The organism is Polaribacter aestuariivivens (genome assembly GCF_005885675.1).
Taxonomy (GTDB): domain Bacteria; phylum Bacteroidota; class Bacteroidia; order Flavobacteriales; family Flavobacteriaceae; genus Polaribacter; species Polaribacter aestuariivivens.
Genome location: NZ_VANR01000005.1, coordinates 332735 through 352759, shown reverse-complemented (window position 1 = coordinate 352759; position 20025 = coordinate 332735). Strand labels below are relative to the sequence as shown.

At 30.5% G+C, this 20025-nt stretch carries 20 protein-coding genes; 6 read left to right on the top strand and 14 right to left on the bottom strand.

Going from position 1 to position 20025, the window contains the following annotated elements; all coding sequences use genetic code 11:
- Window positions 1–97 precede the first annotated feature (97 nt).
- The 4 genes from FDT66_RS11240 to FDT66_RS11225 all read right to left on the bottom strand — a co-directional run bounded on the left by FDT66_RS11240 (window position 98) and on the right by FDT66_RS11225 (window position 2680).
- On the bottom strand, window positions 98–751 hold the full coding sequence (locus tag FDT66_RS11240) for a DUF4272 domain-containing protein (RefSeq protein WP_138536539.1): 654 nt from the start codon (window positions 749–751) through the stop codon (window positions 98–100).
- Between the two features lie 156 nt (window positions 752–907).
- The gene (locus tag FDT66_RS11235) at window positions 908–1183 is read right to left on the bottom strand and encodes a hypothetical protein (protein WP_222927918.1); all 276 of its coding nucleotides are present in this window, start codon (window positions 1181–1183) and stop codon (window positions 908–910) included.
- A 31-nt stretch (window positions 1184–1214) separates the two neighbouring features.
- Window positions 1215–1460 (bottom strand): hypothetical protein, encoded by a 246-nt coding sequence (locus tag FDT66_RS11230; RefSeq protein ID WP_138536535.1) that lies wholly within the window; start codon window positions 1458–1460, stop codon window positions 1215–1217.
- A 59-nt stretch (window positions 1461–1519) separates the two neighbouring features.
- Window positions 1520–2680: a tyrosine-type recombinase/integrase gene (locus tag FDT66_RS11225; protein ID WP_138536533.1), complete on the bottom strand. Its 1161-nt coding sequence runs from the start codon at window positions 2678–2680 to the stop codon at window positions 1520–1522.
- Window positions 2681–3085: 405 nt separating this feature from the next.
- Between FDT66_RS11225 and FDT66_RS11220 the strand changes: the two genes are divergently transcribed.
- Window positions 3086–3457: a VOC family protein gene (locus FDT66_RS11220; RefSeq protein WP_138536531.1), complete on the top strand. Its 372-nt coding sequence runs from the start codon at window positions 3086–3088 to the stop codon at window positions 3455–3457.
- A 33-nt stretch (window positions 3458–3490) separates the two neighbouring features.
- Here the strand turns inward: FDT66_RS11220 and recJ are convergent, their stop codons facing one another.
- Window positions 3491–5176 carry a single-stranded-DNA-specific exonuclease RecJ gene (recJ, locus tag FDT66_RS11215; RefSeq protein ID WP_138536529.1) on the bottom strand — a complete coding sequence of 562 codons (1686 nt, stop codon included), beginning with the start codon at window positions 5174–5176 and terminating at the stop codon, window positions 3491–3493.
- Between the two features lie 31 nt (window positions 5177–5207).
- On the bottom strand, window positions 5208–5645 hold the full coding sequence (locus FDT66_RS11210; RefSeq protein ID WP_138536527.1) for an OsmC family protein: 438 nt from the start codon (window positions 5643–5645) through the stop codon (window positions 5208–5210).
- Window positions 5646–5727: 82 nt separating this feature from the next.
- Between FDT66_RS11210 and FDT66_RS11205 the strand changes: the two genes are divergently transcribed.
- Together FDT66_RS11205 and FDT66_RS11200 are read left to right on the top strand one after the other, a co-directional pair.
- The gene (locus FDT66_RS11205; protein WP_138536525.1) at window positions 5728–7908 is read left to right on the top strand and encodes an Ig-like domain-containing protein; all 2181 of its coding nucleotides are present in this window, start codon (window positions 5728–5730) and stop codon (window positions 7906–7908) included.
- 17 nt (window positions 7909–7925) lie between these two features.
- Complete coding sequence (locus tag FDT66_RS11200; protein WP_138536523.1) at window positions 7926–8528, top strand: carboxymuconolactone decarboxylase family protein; 603 nt, start codon at window positions 7926–7928, stop codon at window positions 8526–8528.
- A gap of 186 nt (window positions 8529–8714) precedes the next feature.
- Here the strand turns inward: FDT66_RS11200 and FDT66_RS11195 are convergent, their stop codons facing one another.
- The 7 genes from FDT66_RS11195 to FDT66_RS11165 form a co-directional block, all read right to left on the bottom strand.
- The gene (locus FDT66_RS11195) at window positions 8715–10439 is read right to left on the bottom strand and encodes a M28 family peptidase (protein WP_138536521.1); all 1725 of its coding nucleotides are present in this window, start codon (window positions 10437–10439) and stop codon (window positions 8715–8717) included.
- A gap of 36 nt (window positions 10440–10475) precedes the next feature.
- Window positions 10476–11048, bottom strand: a complete 573-nt coding sequence (locus tag FDT66_RS11190; RefSeq protein WP_138536519.1) for a uracil-DNA glycosylase family protein — start codon at window positions 11046–11048, stop codon at window positions 10476–10478.
- A gap of 5 nt (window positions 11049–11053) precedes the next feature.
- Window positions 11054–12415, bottom strand: coding sequence for a dihydrolipoyl dehydrogenase family protein (locus FDT66_RS11185; protein ID WP_138536517.1), 1362 nt, complete (start codon window positions 12413–12415; stop codon window positions 11054–11056).
- A 75-nt stretch (window positions 12416–12490) separates the two neighbouring features.
- Entirely contained in the window at window positions 12491–12832 is a 342-nt protein-coding gene (locus FDT66_RS11180) for a HopJ type III effector protein (protein WP_138536515.1), read from the bottom strand.
- The gene (locus FDT66_RS11175; protein WP_138536513.1) at window positions 12829–13281 is read right to left on the bottom strand and encodes a DUF3997 domain-containing protein; all 453 of its coding nucleotides are present in this window, start codon (window positions 13279–13281) and stop codon (window positions 12829–12831) included. Before FDT66_RS11175 ends, FDT66_RS11180 begins: the two co-directional genes overlap by 4 nt.
- Before the next feature lie 65 nt (window positions 13282–13346).
- Complete coding sequence (gene rsmI, locus FDT66_RS11170) at window positions 13347–14018, bottom strand: 16S rRNA (cytidine(1402)-2'-O)-methyltransferase (protein WP_138536511.1); 672 nt, start codon at window positions 14016–14018, stop codon at window positions 13347–13349.
- A gap of 72 nt (window positions 14019–14090) precedes the next feature.
- Entirely contained in the window at window positions 14091–14450 is a 360-nt protein-coding gene (locus FDT66_RS11165; protein WP_138536509.1) for a cupin domain-containing protein, read from the bottom strand.
- A 182-nt stretch (window positions 14451–14632) separates the two neighbouring features.
- Between FDT66_RS11165 and aspS the strand changes: the two genes are divergently transcribed.
- From aspS to FDT66_RS11150, 3 genes are all read left to right on the top strand, one after another.
- The gene (gene aspS, locus FDT66_RS11160; protein ID WP_138536595.1) at window positions 14633–16387 is read left to right on the top strand and encodes an aspartate--tRNA ligase; all 1755 of its coding nucleotides are present in this window, start codon (window positions 14633–14635) and stop codon (window positions 16385–16387) included.
- Window positions 16388–16470: 83 nt separating this feature from the next.
- Window positions 16471–17178, top strand: coding sequence for a DUF6503 family protein (locus tag FDT66_RS11155; RefSeq protein ID WP_138536507.1), 708 nt, complete (start codon window positions 16471–16473; stop codon window positions 17176–17178).
- Entirely contained in the window at window positions 17179–18954 is a 1776-nt protein-coding gene (locus FDT66_RS11150) for a chloride channel protein (RefSeq protein ID WP_138536505.1), read from the top strand.
- Here FDT66_RS11150 and glpQ read toward each other — a convergent pair.
- A complete protein-coding gene (gene glpQ / locus FDT66_RS11145; protein WP_138536503.1) occupies window positions 18951–19931 on the bottom strand; it encodes a glycerophosphodiester phosphodiesterase in 981 nt (326 codons plus the stop codon). The two genes, FDT66_RS11150 and glpQ, sit on opposite strands and share 4 nt — an antisense overlap.
- Between the last annotated feature and the right edge of the window lie 94 nt (window positions 19932–20025).

Here is a 20025-nt window from a genome sequence, read left to right as displayed (position 1 = left end):
TTTAGTAAATAAATCACAGATAGAAAGTCCGCGAGGACTTTCGTAAGTAGGCTATAACCAGCAATTAATTTTATACGGTGTTGTGCATAGTTGTTTCTCAGGTGTCTAATGAAATTTCGTTCCATCCAAATTCTTTGTAACAAGTATATTCAAGTGCTTTTCGTCTTTCCATTATTATATCCAAATCAACTTTTTCTGATTTTTCTCCTTTTAATTCATTATTTCTCGCAAACCAATGAGCACGATAAATTTTGTCCAACATCTCAAAAATCTCTATTTTCTTCCTTAATTTGAAATTAGATATAAATTTTTCGGCTGGTTCGTTTTTCGCAATGTTCGGAATTAGCGTTGCAAGTGAATCTTCAACTCCAGTATTTAAAGTCAGATTATTATGAAGTCCACCAATCCAAGCAAAAGTCCAAATCGCTTCTACAAACCAATAAATATCGGTTTGAGTTTGTTCGGTCAGTTCAGAATATTCCGTTTCTAAATATTCCAATTCCTCAACGTTTAAATGCGTTAAAAGTCCGTTTTCATCAAGCCATTTTTTTATTACTTCTCTTGGTGCTTGAAGATGTAACTGAAATAATGCTGTCAGAACTAAAGTTCTACGAGCAATTTCTTTTGGTTCTCTAAAGTCAGGATTATCTAAATAGGGTAGATGTTCAATTACTTCAATTCCAGAAGAACGCAATTTTTTCGTATTTCTTTTTTTTATTATTTCAGGTTTAATTTTCTTTTGGAACAACATTTTTTTTTCAATTATGCACAACGTTTTTGTATATGATACGTTGCGTGTGTAAGCAACTAATTTAGCAAATAAAAACCGAATAGAAAATCCGTGAGGATTTTCGTAAGTAGGCGAGTATAAGCAATGGATTATATACGTTGTTGTAGCACGTTTTTATTACTCAACTTTCCTTTTATCTCCGCAATTCGCACACAGTTTTGCTTTTGGTGTTCTATATGGTTTTCCGCAATTTTCACAATCAGGTCCGATTTGTTCAAGTGAGTGATGCATAATCGCATTCGGTTCAGTTTCTCCAAATCCAGTCAAATTATTATAGTATTCCAATAATTCTTTAAATCTATCTTTTCTATCCGCTTTTGCTATTTTAAATCCGTTTGAGTACAATTCAGAAGCGATTGCAAACTCTTCTTTATCCAACATTGGAATTTCCATTTTACATCTCCAGCAATATTTAATTTCCATTTTATTCGATTGTTTGATTTTCTAAAACAAATTCATCGAACAGTTTTTGTTCATTTTGCTTTTCAGTCGACATTTCAGATAATTTTAAATCACTCATTCCTCTTGGTGAATAGAAAAACGTTTTCCAAATCGGTCTGTGCTTAATAAAAAGATTTTTCTCTCCAAACTCGTCGTGAGTATAGATTCCAATCCAGAATTTTGAGACGATTAAAATTCCGATTATTAAAATTCCTGCTTTTCTTTTCAATTCGTGATTTTTATCAAATGTGCTACAGCTAGTTATATACTAGTAAATATATGTTATTTTTATATGTTTTTACGGGATAACAGAACATTTTGGTTCTGTTTATCTGTTTTATTTATGTTTTGTAAAGCAGTATCCAATGGATTCTGAATATTCATTAAGTCTTTTCTTTTTACATGGGTGTAAATCATTGTGGTTTCAGGTCTTGAATGTCCTAAAAGTGATTGTATATACCTAATATCAACTCCATTTTCTAATAAATGAGTCGCATAACTGTGCCTAAGTGTATGCGGTGTTACAGTTTTATTTATTTGTGCTTTTTTTGTACTTCTTTTTAAGAATTGTCTAACACTTTCTGGACTGTATTTAATAGCGTCTTTTCCTTCTACAAAATATATTTTAGGCTTATAAGAATGGTAATAGTTGGAAAGTAATGGTAAAAAACTATCAGCTAAACTCACGTATCTGTCTTTTCTTCCTTTACCATCTTTCACAATCAGTTGCTTCCTTTCAATATGAAAATCAACTAATTTTAAATTAATTAGCTCGCTAATTCTTAATCCGCAAGAGTAAATCAATGCAATTATTGCACGATGTTTTAAGTTTTGGGTACACCTAATAATATTTAAAATTTCTTCTTGTGATAAAATATTGGGTAATTTTCTTGATTTTTTTGGTCTTTCAAGTGCTAAGTCATTAATTTTTGTTTCAGGATAAAAAACAATGAAAATTTTTAATGCACTTATAAATTGTCTTTGTGTACTTATAGAATATTTTCTTTGAATAAATATAGCTTCAATAAATAACTCAACGTCTCTATTGGTTAATTCAAAAAGTGGTTTGTTCGAATGGAAGCTTATAAAATCTGCTATAAAGAATGTATACGTTTGAATTGTACTTTTGCTGTATCTTTTTCCTTTTAAAAATAAGAAAAAATTATTTAGAATTTTTTTTTGGTCATCACTTAAATTTCTTATAGATGTTTCTTTTTTTGTGATCTTTGAGCTGTCGATTTTTGTAACACCATTAAATTTACTAAAAATAAGTGCTAGATTTTCTTTGGTATCTAATATATACCAACATCCTAAAGTTTTACTCCAGAAAGCACCATTAATAGTTTTTAATAAGGCTATAAGTTTTTTATTGTAGTTAAACCTTATAAGTAATTGTGGTTTATTTCTATGAATTTTTTGTTCTAAAAATAGGGTTGGATAATTTTCCATGATTCTCTTTTATAGCACTTTAAAAGTAAGAATTATTTTTTATTTAGAAACAATTAATTTTATATTTGAATTAAAATTATATATAAATCATCGTAAACGCTATTGTAAACAACTTTATTAAAATTAAGTAAAAAAGTGCATAAATTAAGGGGTTTTATCAAACTCACAACCCGAATATCACTGGTTCGATTCCAGTTTTTACTACTAAAAAAAGATTTTCAAAAATTGAAAGTCTTTTTTTTCTTATTAAGTAATAAGAAAAAAAAATACAAATTTTATAGTTTTATAGTTTTATAGTTTTATAGTGCTGATTTTTTAAACCTTTTAATATTTGATTTTCATTAAGTTATTTTTTTGAATCGTTTTAATTTTATAAATTTAAATGATTAATAAAAATTCAAAATCATGAAGTTAGGTGCATTTTCAATTAGTTTAGCAGTTAAAGATATTCATAAATCAAAAGAATTTTATGAAAAACTAGGATTCACAGTTTTTGCAGGTCAAATAGAAAAGAATTATTTAATTCTTAAAAACGGTAATTCTTTAGTGGGTTTATTTCAAGGAATGTTCGACAATAACATACTAACCTTTAACCCTGGTTGGGACGAATCTGCCAACAAGTTAGAAGAATTTGACGATGTGAGAACCATTCAACAACATTTAAAAACAGCAGGTGTAAAACTAGAAACTGAAGCAGACGAAACTACTTCTGGACCTGCAAGTTTTGTGGTTTTAGATCCAGATGGAAATGCTATTTTGATTGATCAGCATGTATAAGTAGGCAGATTTATTTGCTTTTTAATTAATTGTTTATTTCAAATCTTTCAACAACAATTGTACAGATTTATAACCATTCCATTCATTTTCATCTAAAGTATACACAATATCAAACTCGTCTTGTACAAATTCTAATTTATCGCCCAAATTAAATCCAATAGCGTTGTAGGTTTTTTGATTGTCACCTTGAAAAACGTTTAATTTTAAATGGGTTTTATCTGCGCCAACCTGTTTCCCATAGCCATTATCTCTCACACAAGTAGATTTAAAAACAGGTTTCATATTCATTGGTCCAAAAGGTGCCATTTGCTGAATAATTCGAAAGAATTTATCTGTAATTTCCGACAAATCTATTTCTGCATCAATGGAAATTTCTGGCGTTAGCAATTCTTTATCAATCGTATTTTTTACAACTTCTTCGAATTTATTTTTAAAATTCTCATAGTTTTCTGGTAGTAAAGTTAAACCAGCTGCATATTTATGTCCTCCAAACTGTTCTATAAACTCTTCACATTGTAAAAGCGCATTGTAAACATCAAAACCTTTTACAGAACGTGCAGATGCCGCTAATTTATCGCCACTTTTTGTAAAAACTAAAGTAGGTCTGTAATAGTTTTCTATCAACCTAGATGCTACAATTCCTATAACACCTTTGTGCCAATCTTCTTTATAAACTACAGATGTAAAACACTCTTCTTCATTATTATCAATAATTTGTATTAAAGCTTCGTCAGTGATTTTCTTATCTAAATCTTTTCTGTCTGCATTAAAAATTTCTATAGCCGCAGCAAATTCAATGGCAGTATCTAAATTCATCTCTGTTAACAATTCCACAGCATAATTACCATGTTTCATTCTTCCAGCAGCATTGATTCTTGGAGCAATAATAAAAACAACATCTGTAATTGTTAATTCTTCCTTTTTAATTTGATGAATTATGGCTTTAATTCCGTTTCTTGGTTGCGAATTAATTACTTGTAATCCAAAATAAGCCAGAGTTCTGTTTTCATCATTCATTGGAACAATATCAGCAGCAATTGCAGTGGCAACCAAATCTAAATAAGGCACAAAGTGTTCTATAGTTTGGTTTCTGGAAACTCCCAAAGCCTGAATTAATTTAAAACCCACTCCACAACCACAAAGTTCATCAAAAGGATAATTACAATCTTCTTGTTTAGGGTTTAAGACTGCTATTGCTTTTGGAATTTCTTTTCCAGGTTTGTGATGGTCGCAAATAATAAAATCGATATTTTTTTCTTTAGCATACGCTACTTTTTCGATAGCTTTTATACCACAATCTAAAGCAATAATTAAAGAAAAATCGTTGTCTTCTGCAAAATCAATTCCCATATAAGATACACCATAACCTTCTTCATATCTATCAGGAATGTATGTGGCAATGTTTGGGTGAATTGTTTTTAAATAAGAAGAAACCAAAGACACTGCAGTGGTTCCATCTACATCATAATCACCAAAAACTAAAATATTTTCATTGTTAGAAATTGCTTTTTCAATTCTTTCAACAGCCAAATCCATATCTTTCATTAAAAAAGGATTGTGAATGTCGTCTAAACTTGGGCGAAAATACTTTTTAGCTTCGTTAAAAGTTGTAATATTTCGTTGGCAAAGTATTTTTGCTATTGTTTTATCAATCTGTAAATCTTTTGCAAGTTGTATTACTTTTTCTTTATTAGGTTCATTTTTTAAAGTCCATCTCATAGCTTTATGCTAAGCATATTTTAGTAATTTTTTATTCTTTTATAGAAATATTGTGTAAAAATATTTCAGTTTCTACTTCGGCAAATTGTCTGAACATTTCCATAACCCCACAATATTTAGTTACAGATAAATTTACTGCTTTTTGAATTTTTTCAGGTTGTAACTCTGCATCTGTAAAGTGATAATCTACTTTTACCTTGTTATAAAATTTAGGATGTTCGTCTGTTAATTCTGCGGTAACTTCAATTTTAAAGTCAGCAACTTCTGCGCGCATTTTTTCTAAAAGTGAAACTACATCCAAACCAGAGCATCCTGCTAAAGAAGATAGCATCAAAGCTTTTGGTGCAAAACCAACAGTATCTCCATTATCTTGAGATTTATCAAACATTGTAAACTTATGTCCACTTGGATTGTCGGTTTCAAATTGTGATTTTCCTGTCCATACTGTTTTTACTATATTTTTAACCATTATTTTATATTTTTTTAAATTTGAAGTATTAAATTGTACTTTTTTACAAAAATAAGAAATCGCCCATAAGTTAATCCTTTAAATGAATAAATCTACCTTACTTAAAAATAATATTTTTTCAATTTTATTTTTATTAATTACAGTTCATTTGTATGCTCAAGTAGATAGTGCTCCAGAACTTTTTGCAGAAGGAAACCAAGTTTTTTGCCCAGGAAACGCAATAAATATTGTTACTAATTTTTCTATAACAGATTCAGATGACACTACTTTACCTTCTTTTTTTGTTCAAATATCTTCTGGATATCAATTAAATTTTGATGTTCTAGAACTAACAGGTAATCATCCAAATATTCGTTCTAATTGGAATGATTTAGAAGGTAAATTAACCTTAACATCTTCTAATACTGGCTCAGAAATGTTATTAACAGATTTAGAAAATGCAGTTAAAAATATTCAATTTAAAACCTCTGCCATAAATATAGAAATAAAAAAATCTTTTTCCTTAGCTATAGACAATGCCAATTACTTACCCTCTACTGATCATTTTTACGAGTTTGTTTCTGCTCCTAGAATAACTTGGAAATCAGCAAAAATAGCTGCAGAAAATCGAACTTTTTATGGTAGAAAAGGATATTTAGCGACATTAATAAGCCAAGAAGAAGCAGATTTTGCAGGAAAACAAGCTTCTGGAGCAGGTTGGATTGGTGGTTCTGATGAAGAAACAGAAGGTGTTTGGAAATGGGTTACTGGCCCAGAAACAGGTACTATTTTTTGGAGAGGACAAATTAGTGGAACAACTCCTAATTTTGCTTTTTGGAACAATGGAGAACCCAATGATTTTAGAGGAAATGATGCAGCCGGTGAAGATTATGCACACATAACAGATCCAAATGTGAATAATGTTATTATTGGTTCTTGGAACGATTTACCAAACGCAGGTGGAACAAATTTATACGTTCCTAAAGGTTATATTGTGGAATATGGAGTTCCTAGTGATCCTCCACTAAGTATTGTAGCAAGTACTCACATTTATATACCTCAAATAAATACTATTACAGAAGCAACAGTTTGCGAATCTGGAATCGCAACAATTTCAGCACTGTCAAACGAAGGTCAAATTCTATGGTACGAATCACAAACCAATGGAACTCCAATTTTTACAGGAAACGATTTTACTATCACAGTTACAGATACAACAACTTTTTATGCAACTGTTTCTGTAAATGGTTGTACAAGTTTAGAAAGAATTCCTGTGAAAATAATCGTAAATCAAAGACCTAATATAATAAGTGTTGAAAATGATTTAATTTGTTCAGGAACAGCATTGTTAACTGCAATAGCTTCTGATGGAGAAATAAATTGGTACAATTCAGCAACAAGTACAACACCTATCTTTACTGGTGAAAATTTTAGAACACCACCATTAACCACAACAACATCTTATTATGTAGAGGCTAATAACTTTAATTGTATCTCATCAACTAGAACAGAAGTAGTTGCAGAGGTAGATACTACAATTCCTAATTTTGATATCGAAAATGAAAATGTTGCTTTGTGTAAAGATATTGGTTCTGTAACTTTAAAAGTGATAAATGCACAAGGAACATATACATATATATGGAAAAAAGATGGAGCTGTTTTTCCAGAAAATAACTCAGAAATTTCTGTAACAGAAGCAGGAGATTACACAGTAAAAGCGTTTTCTGAAGCTGGTTGCGAATCTTTAGAAAAATCAATTTCTGTTACAAATTCAGAAATTGCCACTATTACAAAAGACGATATTTTAATTGTTGATGATTCTGATAATAATTCTATAACTATTCAAATAGCTAATTTAGGAACTGGTAATTATGAATTTACGCTAGATAATGAATTCGGAACTTATAAAGACATTGGTTTTTTTGAAGGAATAACAGTAGGTATACATACACTTTTTGTAAAAGACAAAGGGGGTTGTGGAACACAAAAATACGAATTTTCGATATTAGAATATCCAAAGTTCTTTACTCCTAATAACGATGGTAATAATGATTTTTGGCATCTAAAAGGATATAATAAAGATTTTTACACAATTTCAGATATTTATATTTACAATAGATTTGGTGCATTATTACACAAAATAACAAAAGAAAGTAAAGGTTGGAATGGAACTTTTAAAGGAAAATTACTACCTTCCAACAGTTATTGGTTTCAAACAATTTTAACCGATAAAAACGGATTAGCTATAAAAAAAACAGGAAGTTTTAGTTTAATAAGAAAATAATAATAAAAAGTAAAAATATGCCATTAGTAACGCCTCTTCATGCGGAACATGATTTAGAAACAAAAAAACTAGCAGAATTTTTTAATGAAACATTAGGGTTTTGTCCAAATTCTGTGTTAACCATGCAACGTAGACCCGCAATTTCAAAAGCTTTTATCAATTTAAACAAAGCAGTAATGGCTAATGAAGGACGAGTTACATCTGCATTAAAAAGAATGATTGCCTGGGTTTCTAGCAACGCAACTGGTTGTAGGTATTGTCAAGCACATGCCATAAGAGCTGCAGAACGTTATGGTGCAGAACAAGAACAATTAGATAATATTTGGGAATATAAAACACATCCTGCTTTTTCAGAAGCAGAAAGAGCTGCGTTAGATTTTTCTTTAGCTGCTTCTATGGTACCAAATGCTGTAGACGCTAAAATTAAAGAACAGTTATATAAATATTGGGATGAAGGCGAAATTGTTGAAATGTTAGGTGTAATTTCTTTATTTGGTTACTTAAATCGTTGGAACGATTCCATGGGAACAACTTTAGAAGAAGATGCTATAACTTCTGGAAATCAATTTTTAGGGAAACATGGGTTTGAAGTTGGCAAGCATGATGGCTCAAAATATTAAAAAGTAATAACAAAGCCATTTTAAAATATAAAATGGCTTTGTTAAAAATATGAAACAACCAATCAAATAGAACAACATTTAAAAAAACAATTACAATTTTCTACCAATATTTCTGGAGAATCTTCTGTAGAAAGAAAAAAGTTTTTCAATGCCATGTATCAAAAAGTTGAAAAAAGAAAAATAAGGTTAGCCCTTTAATTTCTCAATAATTTTCATTGAAATTGAATCGATTGTTTTCTGAGATTTTTCAATATAAATTTTGATTGAATTTTCGTCTGAAACCATATCTTTTGTAGTCGCTAACGATTTTTGATACCAGTTATTCCAAGCTGTAATTATTTCGATTTGAGTTTCTAAAGAATCACCATTATTTATAGCAATTTTACTTTGTTTTAATTCTTCATTTAATCTGTCAATTGCAGATTTCTCTAAGTCAGAAATAATTATTTTTGCAGTATTTTCATCAGCACTTAACAACGTATAAGCTGCAATTAAAGCAGTTGTTCCTACATTTTTTAAAGTTGTTTTAGAAACTTTATCAATTCTATCATTATCTGTATGATAAAATTGGTCAGTAAAATGCCAGAACAAAACACTTGGTATATTTTCTCTTAAAAATGGTACATGATCGCTACCACCTTCAAACGGATTTGTACTCACAACCCAATTGGCTCTTTTGCCTTGTGCTTTAAATTTATCAATTAAAAAATCATTCAAATAATGAGGTTTCATTTGCTCTAAGCTCATTTCAGAACCTCCCCATTCTGTATGTTTGTCATTTCCACGAGTCCAAATAGCACTTGGATCAGGCATTTTTTCGATTAAGAAAGTTCCGCCAGTTTTTTTAGTATCTTCTCCAACCATATCTAAAGAAATTCCCCATTTAATATTTTTTGCTCTAATGGAATCTTCTTGAACATATCTTCTGGTGGAAACAATTTCATCTCCCCATAAAAACGTTAAAGTTCTTTTAGGTTGAAACTGTTTTTGGTTGATAAATTTTGCAGTTAATGAAGCCATTTCCAAAGCAACCCCAACTCCAGTTGCATTGTCATTTGCACCAGGTTCTTGAATGTGCGCACTAAAAACCAAACGTTCTTTTGGTTTTTCTGTTCCTTTAATATCTGCAATAATTGTCAATTCTTCAGAAGGATAAATGTTGGTTTCAATTTTTACATTCAACATTGTTTTTTCATATTCCAACGATTTTTTTAAACGTTCTTTTGCTTCGTAAGACAATGCAATTGCCCAACGTTTATGAATAGAGTCATAAGGAATAGAACGAAATTGAATAGAAGTTGTGTTTTTCTCTGGCTGTAGATAATCTGGATTATTATAGGTAATTATTCCTGCTGCTTTTCCATCAATAATTGCTGATTTATAAATTCGATACGGACTTGTTTCCGCAAAAACTATTTTTCCTTTTACATCTGTTTTGTTGATGTTTTTAATGTCTTCTATATAAACTACTTCAGCAGAAATGCCTTCTTTTGGAGTGCTGTAAGAGTTTAAAGCAATCATGTTTCTGTTGGTTGCATGTTCTAATAAAGGTACTATTTCTCCTTCAATTTGTAAACTAGCATCTACAGATTCCCAAGTTGGGTTTTTGAGTGGACGTTTCTCAATCCTGTAAGTTAACATATCTTTTTCAGTAGCATTTTCTTCTAAAACAAAACCTGCTTTTTCTAAATTTTCTGCAATATTATAAACTGTTTTATTAAAACCAGTGTTTCCAACAACTCGCCAATATTTCTCTACAAACGAAGTGGTTTCATATGCTAAATCTCCTGTAAATTCTTCATTTATTACATCAGCATAATTTTTTGATGAGAGTTGTTTCGGCTTTTCTTCAGTTTTACATTGAAAAAGTATAAAAGAAAAAAATAAAAGGTAAAAGGATTTTTTAAACATGACACCAAGTTTTTTTGATGGTTTAAAAATACTTCTTTATTTAAGAATAGCAACCACTCTTTTTTGTAGTTCAGGTATTACATTTTTTTCGAACCAAGGATTTTTTGTGAACCAAAATCGGTTTCTTGGGGAAGGATGAGGAAGTACAAAATAGTTTGGTAGATATTCAGGATAATTATCTACAGTTTCTGTAAGTGTTCTTTTTGCTTTACTTTTTAGGTAATAATTTTGTGCATACATTCCTATTAAAACAACCAATTCTACGTTTGGCAATTTGTCGAATATTTGTTGATGCCAAAGAGGTGCACATTCTTTTCTTGGTGGTTTATCGCCACTTTTTCCTTTTCCAGGATAACAAAAACCCATAGGAATTATGGCAAAATTTTCTACGTTGTAAAAATCTTCATCAGAAACATTTAGCCATTTTCTTAATTGTTTTCCACTGGCATCGTTCCATGCAATTCCAGATGCATGCACTTTAGTTCCTGGAGCTTGCCCAATAATTACAATTTTAGAATTTTTATGTGCAGAAACAACAGGATTTGCACCCAAATCTAAGTGAGGTTCACAAAGCGTACATTTTTTTATTTCAGATAAAAGGGTTTTCATTGAAATTAGTCAGGATTTTTCATCATCTTTTTTAAATCGCTGGAATAAGAAGGATACGTAAAAATAAGTTTTTTAAATTGAGAAACCGTCATTTTCTGGTTGATTGCCATCATAAATATATTAATGCATTCATTCGCTTCTGAACCTAATAAATGTGCACCAACAATTACATCTGTTCTTTTATTAATAATTATTTTATACGCATAAATACTTTCATTCGATTTTTTTGCATTGTAAAAATGAGTGGCATTACCTTTATAAACTTTAATGTTTTTGTATTTTTCAATCGCTTCGTTTTCAGACAAACCCACAGTTGCTAAATTTGGATAAGTAAAAACCACAGAAGGCACTAACGGATTTGTAAATTTTTTAGAATTTTCTTTTACAATGTTGTTACCAACTATATAACCTTGCAAACCAGAAAGAGGCGTTAATGGCAATGACTTACTGGAAACATCTCCACAAGCATACACGTTTTTATTAGTTTCATTTTGAAGAAATTCGTTCACAATTATTCCTGTTTCGTCATTTTTTATGTTTGCTTTTTCCAAGGCTAACAACTCAGTTGCTGGAACTCTTCCTGAAGTATTAAATACAATTCGCGATTTTACAGAGTTGGTTTTGTCTTTTTGTTTGAAGTTGATTCGGAAGTTTTTTCTCAACTTTTCAACCGATTCAATTTCTGAATTAAAGTAAAACTTCACACCTTTTTTTTGCATGTTTTCTACTAACTTTTCCACTAAAAAAGCATCAAATTGAGACAAGGCTTGAGTACCTCTATCAATCACAGTTACTTTACAACCCAAAGTAGATAATAAATAAGAAAATTCCATACCAACATAACCTGCACCAATAAAAGTGGCAGATTTTGGTAATTTTTTCAAATTGAAAAAATCGGCACTTGTTTTTAAAAATTGAGCACCTTCAAAATGTAGTGTTCTTGGGGTTAAGCCAGAAGCAATTACAAATTTATCTGCGGAAACTGTTTTTCCTTCTACAGAAATTTCATTTTTACTGATAAATTTTGGCGATTGATGGTACAAATCAATTCCCAATTCCTTTAGGTTTTCTTCTGTTCCTTTTGGAACTTTATCTACAAAAGATTTTTTAAAACCTTGAATAGCTTCCCAGCTAATTTTTGGAATTTCTTTAATTCCTAAACCTTTTAATGCTTCTGTTTTCTTGATGATATCTGCAAATTGCAAAATCACTTTTTTAGGGTCGCAACCTCTTATGGCGCAAGTTCCACCAAAAGATTGTTTGTCTGCAATGGCAACTTTCAATCCGTTTTTTGCGCAGATTTTAGCAGCGGTTTGTCCTGCAACTCCACTTCCAATAACAAAAACATCATAATGTTTAGATTCCATAGATTTTTGAATTTTATCAAAAATAGCTTAGAATAAAAATAAAAATGAATGCTTATGAAATAATTATGGACGTTTTTACTTTAACTCTAAAGCTTCACCTTCAAAAGACAGACCATTAAAACCAGTTTTCATAAAGTTTCTAATATTCTGGTGAGAATCTCCATTTTTATCTTCTAAAACAGATTTATAGTGCTCTCCAAAACAAAATAAAGTTTCTTCTTTGGTTAGTTTTTGAAGTTTTGCAAATGCAAATAATTTGCAAGAACCAGAATTTTCGCCAGCATTGTTTTTGAGTTCTCCGTTTGTAAAAGCGGTTGGAGTGAAGTTGTAATTATCATCAATTACTTGCATTGTATCTGAAAACGTAATTGCTGTTGGGTTTGATTTTAATTTTGTTTTGAATTGTTGGATGATCATTTAATTGTATTTTCTTTTAAGATTATTGTGAAATTTAGTTTTTCAGAAATTTTTAAATCTCTCCTTTTTTTTACGTATTCAGTAAAATTCATTCCCTTACTTTTTTTAGGATTCTTTTCTCTTAAATCTAAAATATGATAAGAAATTAAATCATCTTCTTGAATTCCATTAAGAATTTCAGGATTTTTATCTTCAAACATGAATTTTGAGTTATTCGTATAACTTTTAGCGATAATAAATTTTTTATTAAAACCAATTGCAAAAACTGTTTCTTCTACAATAACATCAGAACTGTATTCGCCTGTTTCAAAAAAAACGGCAGTCTCATCAATAGAATTATTTCCAAATAAAAAATAACTATCTGGTAAATCCACTTCAACAACTCCCGCTCCAAAATAACAAGATTGAAATAAAAAAATTGATAATATTAAAACAATAATTTTTTTCATAAAGTAAGCGACTATTCTAAAACAGACAATTGTTACATTTTAAAAATGATAAATTATTACATTAATCATTTCTTCCCTTCAACAATTACCACAATTTCTCCTTTTGGTGGTTTTGCTGTATAATGAGCCAGCACTTCTGTGGCTGTTCCTCTAATGGTTTCTTCAAACATTTTGGTAAGTTCTCTAGAAACTGAAACTCTTCGTTCTGATCCAAAATATTCGATAAAATGACCTAAAGTTTTCACCAATTTGTGTGGAGATTCATAAAAAATCATCGTTCTTGTTTCTTCTGCTAACAACAGAAAACGGGTTTGTCTTCCTTTTTTAACAGGTAAAAAACCTTCAAAAACAAACTTGTCATTAGGTAAGCCAGAATTTACCAAAGCTGGTACAAAAGCTGTTGCTCCTGGTAAGCAATCAACTTCAATATTATTTTCTACGCAAGCTCTAGTGAGTAAAAACCCAGGGTCTGAAATTGCTGGAGTTCCTGCATCAGAAATTAAAGCGCAAGTTTCTCCATTCTGAATTCTTTGCACAACACCTTTTACAGATTTATGCTCATTGTGCATATGATGGCTATGCATTTGTGTAGCAATTTCAAAATGTTTTAATAGTTTTCCACTTGTGCGTGTGTCTTCTGCTAAAATAAAATCGACTTCTTTTAAAACACGAATTGCTCTAAAAGTAATGTCTTCTAGATTACCAATTGGTGTTGGAACTATATATAATTTTGACATTTTGGTTTTTGGTTTTTTGTTGGTGGTTTTTGGTAGTTGTTGCGATACTACAAACTAAAAACCATCAACCAATTAAATAGATTCATATTCTTCAACTGTAATATCTGCAATAATATCTCCTGTATGTTTTATACTTAAAGGCTCAAATAATACAATATGGACTTCTTCTTTTGCAATAGGTTTGTGTTCTACTCCTTTAGGTACAATGTAAAACTCGCCTTCGTTTAAGGTTATTGTTTTATCACGAAACTCGATATCTAAAGTTCCTTTAATAACCATAAATAACTCGTCTTCATTGTCGTGTTTATGAAAAACGAATTCTCCTTTTAATTTGGCTAATAATATTTGTTGTCCGTTTAATTGCCCAACTTTTTTTGGAGACCATAAGTCTTGAAACAATTTAAATTTCTCTTGAATATTAATTACACTCATAAAGACAAATTTACAAAGAATTGGACGGATTCTGCGTTACCGATTGAAGCAATTGTTTGAGCTCTTTTTTGTTTAAAAAAAGCGAGTGTGAAAAGCGGGGCATTTCTGTTTAGAAATGAACGCCCAAAACATTAATATTTAACGGAAAATGATTAATTTCGCAACTTAAATTATTGAAAGAAATGTATAGAAGTCATTCTTGTGGCGAGTTAAGAGATTCGCATATAAATACAGAAGTAACCTTGGCTGGTTGGGTACAAAAATCGCGCGATAAAGGTTTTATGATTTGGGTAGATTTACGCGATCGTTATGGAATTACACAGTTAATGTTTGATGAAGAACGTACACCAAAAGAAATGATGGAGAAAGCAAAATCTCTGGGAAGAGAGTTTGTAATTCAGGTAACTGGTAAGGTGATTGAACGTGAGTCAAAAAACAGTAAAATGCCTACAGGAAACGTGGAAGTTTTGGTTTCTAAATTAGAAATTTTAAACGAATCTGTAACTCCACCTTTTACGATTGAGGACAAAACTGATGGTGGAGAAGATGTAAGAATGAAATACAGATACTTGGATATTAGAAGAAATCCGGTAAAAGAAAGTTTAATTTTCCGTCATAAAGTTTCGATGGAAGTTCGTAAATACTTGTCTGACCAAGAATTTATTGAAGTTGAAACTCCTTATTTAATTAAATCTACGCCAGAAGGTGCAAGAGATTTTGTGGTTCCTTCGAGAATGAATGAAGGGCAGTTTTATGCACTGCCACAATCTCCACAAACTTTTAAGCAGTTGCTTATGGTTGGTGGAATGGATAAATATTTTCAGATTGTAAAATGTTTTAGAGATGAAGATTTACGTGCAGACAGACAGCCAGAATTTACACAAATTGACTGTGAAATGGCATTTGTAGAGCAAGAAGATATTCTAAATATTTTTGAAGGATTGACACGTCATTTATTAAAAGAAGTAAATGGAGTAGAAGTAGAGAAGTTTCCAAGAATGTTGTATGATGATGCTATGCGTTTGTATGGAAATGATAAACCAGATATTCGTTTTGGAATGGAGTTTGGTGAGTTAAATTCAGTAGCACAACATAAAGATTTTGGTGTTTTTAACAATGCTGAATTGGTGGTGGGAATTGCTGTTCCTGGAGGAAATTCTTATACAAGAAAAGAAATTGATAAGTTAATTGATTGGGTTCGTAGACCACAAGTTGGCGCGTTAGGAATGGTATATTGTCGCGTAAACGAAGATGGAACATTCAAATCTTCGGTAGATAAATTTTACGACCAAGAAGACTTAGCAAAATGGGCAGAAACTACAAGTGCAAAACCTGGAGATTTAATCTGTATTTTGTCTGGTGAAACAAACAAAGTAAGAGCACAATTATCTGCTTTACGTATGGAATTAGCAGAGCGTTTAGGATTGAGAGATCCAAAAGTGTTTGCGCCACTTTGGGTAATAGATTTTCCTTTATTGGAACTAGATGAAGAAACTGGGCATTATCATGCAATGCACCATCCATTCACATCACCAAAACCTAGGCAAATAGAATTGTTAGATACAGATCCTGGAGCAGTAAAAGCAAATGCTTATGACTTGGTATTGAATGGAAATGAAATTGGAGGAGGTTCTATAAGAATTCATGATAAAGCAACACAAGCTACCATGTTAAAACATTTAGGTTTTTCTGAAAAAGATGCAAAAGCACAATTTGGTTTTTTAATGGATGCTTTTGAGTATGGTGCTCCACCTCATGGAGGTTTGGCATTTGGTTTGGATAGATTGGTTGCTATTTTAGGCGGACAAGAAACCATTCGTGATTTTATTGCGTTTCCAAAAAATAATTCAGGAAGAGATGTTATGATTGATGCGCCTGCTTTTATTGATGATGAGCAATTGAAAGAATTAAACTTGAAGTTAGATATTCAAGAATAAAATATATTTTGTAAATATTTAGACCTCAAAGGTTATCAAATCCTTTGAGGTTTTTTTTGTTAGAATTTTACTACTTTTAAATTATGAAAAAACTACTAACACTTACCATCCTTTTTGCAACTATAATTTCATTTTCACAAGAATTAACAGGAAAACAATTATTAGAAAAAGCAATTACATTTCACGATCCAAATGGAAATTGGGAAACCTTTAAAGGTGAACTTTTTGTAACGATGGAAATACCAAATAGTTCTCCAAGAAAAAGTAGAATCCGAATTAATTTACCAGAACAATATTTTTTAGTAAAAGCTGTAAAAGATACAATCGTAACAGAATATGCAATTCATAAGGGAGATTGTAGTATGGCAATTAATGGCAATACAAATCCGTCTGAAATATTAAAAAAGAAACATGGTTTAAGTTGCGAACGCGCAAATTTGTATAAAAACTATTATACCTATTTGTATGGTTTGCCAATGAAGTTGAAAGATAAAGGAACTATTATTGATGAAAAAGTAGAAAGAAAAACGTTTAAAGGAAAAGAATATTTAGTACTAAAAGCTACCTATTCCAAAGAAGTTGGAAAAGATACTTGGTACTTTTATTTCAATCCAGAGACTTATGCAATGGAAGTTTATCAATTTTTTAAAGAAGCAAAAAATAGCGGAGAATATATTTTATTATCTGGTTTAGAAACTATTAATGGTATAAAAATGCCTAAAAACAGAGCTTGGTATTATAATAAAGATAATGGTTATTTAGGTACGGATATTTTATCAACAAAAAAATAAATGCCAACAAAATATAAAATACTTAAAAATGTTTTAATTTGGAGATATAAATATATTTCTGAAAGACAATTTGTATATATTTTAAGTGTTTTAGTTGGGTTTTTAGCAGGTTTAGGAACTTTTATTTTAAAAGATTTTACTTTTTTAATTGAAGAACTATTAGAAGGTAAATTCATTAAAGAGTATCATTTTTCGCTTTATTTTATCTTTCCTATAATCGGCTTATTTTTAGTGTATTCAATTAAGAAATTTATCATTAAAAAAGAAATAGGACATGGAATTTCAACCACTTTACATTCCATTTCTAAAAGAAACGGAATTATAGAACGTTACAAAATGTTTGCTTCCTTAATTACTGCTCCATTAACTGTTGGTTTTGGAGGTTCTGCAGGTTTGCAAGGTCCTGCAGTTAGTACAGGAGCAGCTTTGGGTTCTAATGTTGCACAATTGTTTCATATGAATGCAAAAACCCGAATGTTATTAGTGGGTTGTGCAACTGCTGGAGCAATGTCATCTATGTTTCAAGCCCCAATTGCAGCCATTATTTTTGCTGTGGAAATCTTTAGTTTAGATTTGGCTTTTGCCTCTTTAGTTCCGTTATTATTAGCCTCGGTTTCTGCAGTAATTACAAGTTATTTTTTTGTTGGAACAGATGTTTTATTCGGTTTTAAATTGGTAGATGTTTTTCAAGTAGAAGACATTCCTTTTTATATCATTTTAGCATTTTTTACAGGAATAGCTTCAGTTTATTTCTCTAAAATGTATTTTGCAATTACCCATTTTTTTGCACGTTTTAAAAGTCCGTTTAAAAAACTGATTATTGGAGGAATTGCCATTGGAATTATGTTGTATTTAATTCCTCCTTTGTATGGAGAAGGTTATGGACTAATTAATAATTTATTGAATGATGATACTGCACAAGCGTTAAAAGATATTCCTTATAATATCGATTTGCAAAACGTTTACATGGTGGTTTTTATGTTATTAATCATTGCTATTTTTAAAGCGATTGCCATGACAACTACCTTTGCTGCAGGTGGAGTTGGAGGTATTTTTATACCAACAATTTTTATGGGTTCTGCTTTAGGAAATGCAATAGCCAAAATTATAAATCAATTGGGTTTTTCGGTTTCTGAATCTAATTTTACGTTAATTGGTATGACAGGTTTAATGGCAGGAGTTTTACATGCACCATTAACTGCAATTTTCTTAATTGCAGAAATTACTGGAGGTTATGAGTTGTTTGTTCCTTTAATGTTAGTGGCAGCCATAAGTTTTGCCTTTACAAAATACTTTATATCAAACTCAATTTACACAGTAGAATTGGCAAAAAGAGGCGAATTGATAACGCATAACAAAGATAAAAATGTGTTAATGATGATGCGTATTGACAAGTTAATTGAAACTAATTTTAAACCCATTACTCCAGAAATGACGTTTGGTGAAATGCTAAAAAAGTCAGTAGCAAAATCAAAAAGAAATATTTTCCCTGTTTTAGATGAAGAAAAACGTTTTTTAGGAATTGTTTTGTTAGATGATATCAGGCCAATGATGTTTGATCAAAGTCAGTATGAAGTTACAACTGTTTCTAATTTTATGAAATCTGCTCCAGAAATTATTTTTTATAATGATACTGTGGAAAAAGTAATGCAAAAATTTAAAGAAAGCAATGCTTGGAATTTACCAGTAGTTAAAAATGAAAAATATGTTGGTTTCATATCAAAATCGAAATTATTAACTGCTTATAGAAATAAGTTAATTGAGGTGACTTCTTAATTGTATAAGTTCACAAAGCTTACTACCAAATCTGGAAAATCTGTAAAAGCACCATCTACGTTAGCGTCTATTAATAAGGTTTGCATCATTTCTTCAAACGTAGAAAATTCATCTAATTGGTCTGCTCTAAACGTATAAGGATGCACTTTTAAACCCAATTCATGCGCATCTGAAACCAAAGGCGTAAATTTCCATTCATCATTTACTTTTTTATCTAAAATTTGTTTGTACCAAGGTCCAATTCCATCTGCATAAGTTGTAAAATGGTGTAAGTTTTTAGCTTCTTCCGGAAATTCCATTAGTTGCACTAAAAATAAATCAGATTTTAATTCTTGGCGAATTCTCTTCAGTTCTTTGGCATCAAAACATTGTAAAATACAATTATCTTTTTTGGTTTTGTAACCATAATTCGCAAGTATATTTAAAACAATTTCAGTTAAATCTTTTCCTTCTTTTTTGTGAAATTCAGGTTCTTTAATTTCTGGATAAACGCCAATATTTTTTCCAGTAGCTTTATTTAAACCTTGTATCATTTCTATTTCTTGCTGTAAAGAATGCAGTTTGAAATTTCCTTTCCCTTTTGGAAATCGGTTTTTGTAAAATTGCTCGCCAGTTTTTGGATTAAAACGTTCAGAAACTGCTAAAGTTTGCAATTCTTCAAAAGTAAAATCAATCACATAATATCTGTTATCTGTTCTTTTTCTATCAGGAAATTTTGTGGCAACATTGGTAACATCATCTAAATAAATATCGTGAATTACCATAGGAACATCATCTTTACTCAATACTAAATCTTGCTCTATAAAATCTGGATTCATAGCATAAGCCATGGCTTTAGCTTCCATGGTATGTTCAGGTAAATAGCCAGAAGCGCCTCTGTGAGCAATTACTACTTTTTTATTCATTGCAGATTGTTTTTTAGTTTCATGACAAGAAATGAATAGCAAACCTATCAAAATTAATAAAATTGATTTCATTTATAAAATTTTTTGTTTTCTCGAACGAAGTCGAAAGATTTATAATTTTGAAAATAATTAGGTTTTGACTACGCTTAACCTGACATAATTACTA

Bases quoted from the DNA above. Each gene is read 5' to 3' on its own strand.
- FDT66_RS11165 (WP_138536509.1), bottom strand. From the start codon at position 14,450: ATGAGTGTAATTAATATTCAAGAGAAATTTAAATTGTTTCAAGACTTA.
- FDT66_RS11195 (WP_138536521.1), bottom strand. From the start codon at position 10,439: ATGTTTAAAAAATCCTTTTACCTTTTATTTTTTTCTTTTATACTTTTT.
- FDT66_RS11200 (WP_138536523.1), top strand. From the start codon at position 7,926: ATGCCATTAGTAACGCCTCTTCATGCGGAACATGATTTAGAAACAAAA.
- FDT66_RS11220 (WP_138536531.1), top strand. From the start codon at position 3,086: ATGAAGTTAGGTGCATTTTCAATTAGTTTAGCAGTTAAAGATATTCAT.
- aspS (WP_138536595.1), top strand. From the start codon at position 14,633: ATGTATAGAAGTCATTCTTGTGGCGAGTTAAGAGATTCGCATATAAAT.
- FDT66_RS11155 (WP_138536507.1), top strand. From the start codon at position 16,471: ATGAAAAAACTACTAACACTTACCATCCTTTTTGCAACTATAATTTCA.
- FDT66_RS11205 (WP_138536525.1), top strand. From the start codon at position 5,728: ATGAATAAATCTACCTTACTTAAAAATAATATTTTTTCAATTTTATTT.
- FDT66_RS11240 (WP_138536539.1), bottom strand. From the start codon at position 751: ATGTTGTTCCAAAAGAAAATTAAACCTGAAATAATAAAAAAAAGAAAT.
- recJ (WP_138536529.1), bottom strand. From the start codon at position 5,176: ATGAGATGGACTTTAAAAAATGAACCTAATAAAGAAAAAGTAATACAA.
- glpQ (WP_138536503.1), bottom strand. From the start codon at position 19,931: ATGAAATCAATTTTATTAATTTTGATAGGTTTGCTATTCATTTCTTGT.
- FDT66_RS11225 (WP_138536533.1), bottom strand. From the start codon at position 2,680: ATGGAAAATTATCCAACCCTATTTTTAGAACAAAAAATTCATAGAAAT.
- FDT66_RS11210 (WP_138536527.1), bottom strand. From the start codon at position 5,645: ATGGTTAAAAATATAGTAAAAACAGTATGGACAGGAAAATCACAATTT.
- FDT66_RS11190 (WP_138536519.1), bottom strand. From the start codon at position 11,048: ATGAAAACCCTTTTATCTGAAATAAAAAAATGTACGCTTTGTGAACCT.
- FDT66_RS11235 (WP_222927918.1), bottom strand. From the start codon at position 1,183: ATGGAAATTCCAATGTTGGATAAAGAAGAGTTTGCAATCGCTTCTGAA.
- FDT66_RS11150 (WP_138536505.1), top strand. From the start codon at position 17,179: ATGCCAACAAAATATAAAATACTTAAAAATGTTTTAATTTGGAGATAT.
- rsmI (WP_138536511.1), bottom strand. From the start codon at position 14,018: ATGTCAAAATTATATATAGTTCCAACACCAATTGGTAATCTAGAAGAC.
- FDT66_RS11175 (WP_138536513.1), bottom strand. From the start codon at position 13,281: ATGAAAAAAATTATTGTTTTAATATTATCAATTTTTTTATTTCAATCT.
- FDT66_RS11180 (WP_138536515.1), bottom strand. From the start codon at position 12,832: ATGATCATCCAACAATTCAAAACAAAATTAAAATCAAACCCAACAGCA.
- FDT66_RS11185 (WP_138536517.1), bottom strand. From the start codon at position 12,415: ATGGAATCTAAACATTATGATGTTTTTGTTATTGGAAGTGGAGTTGCA.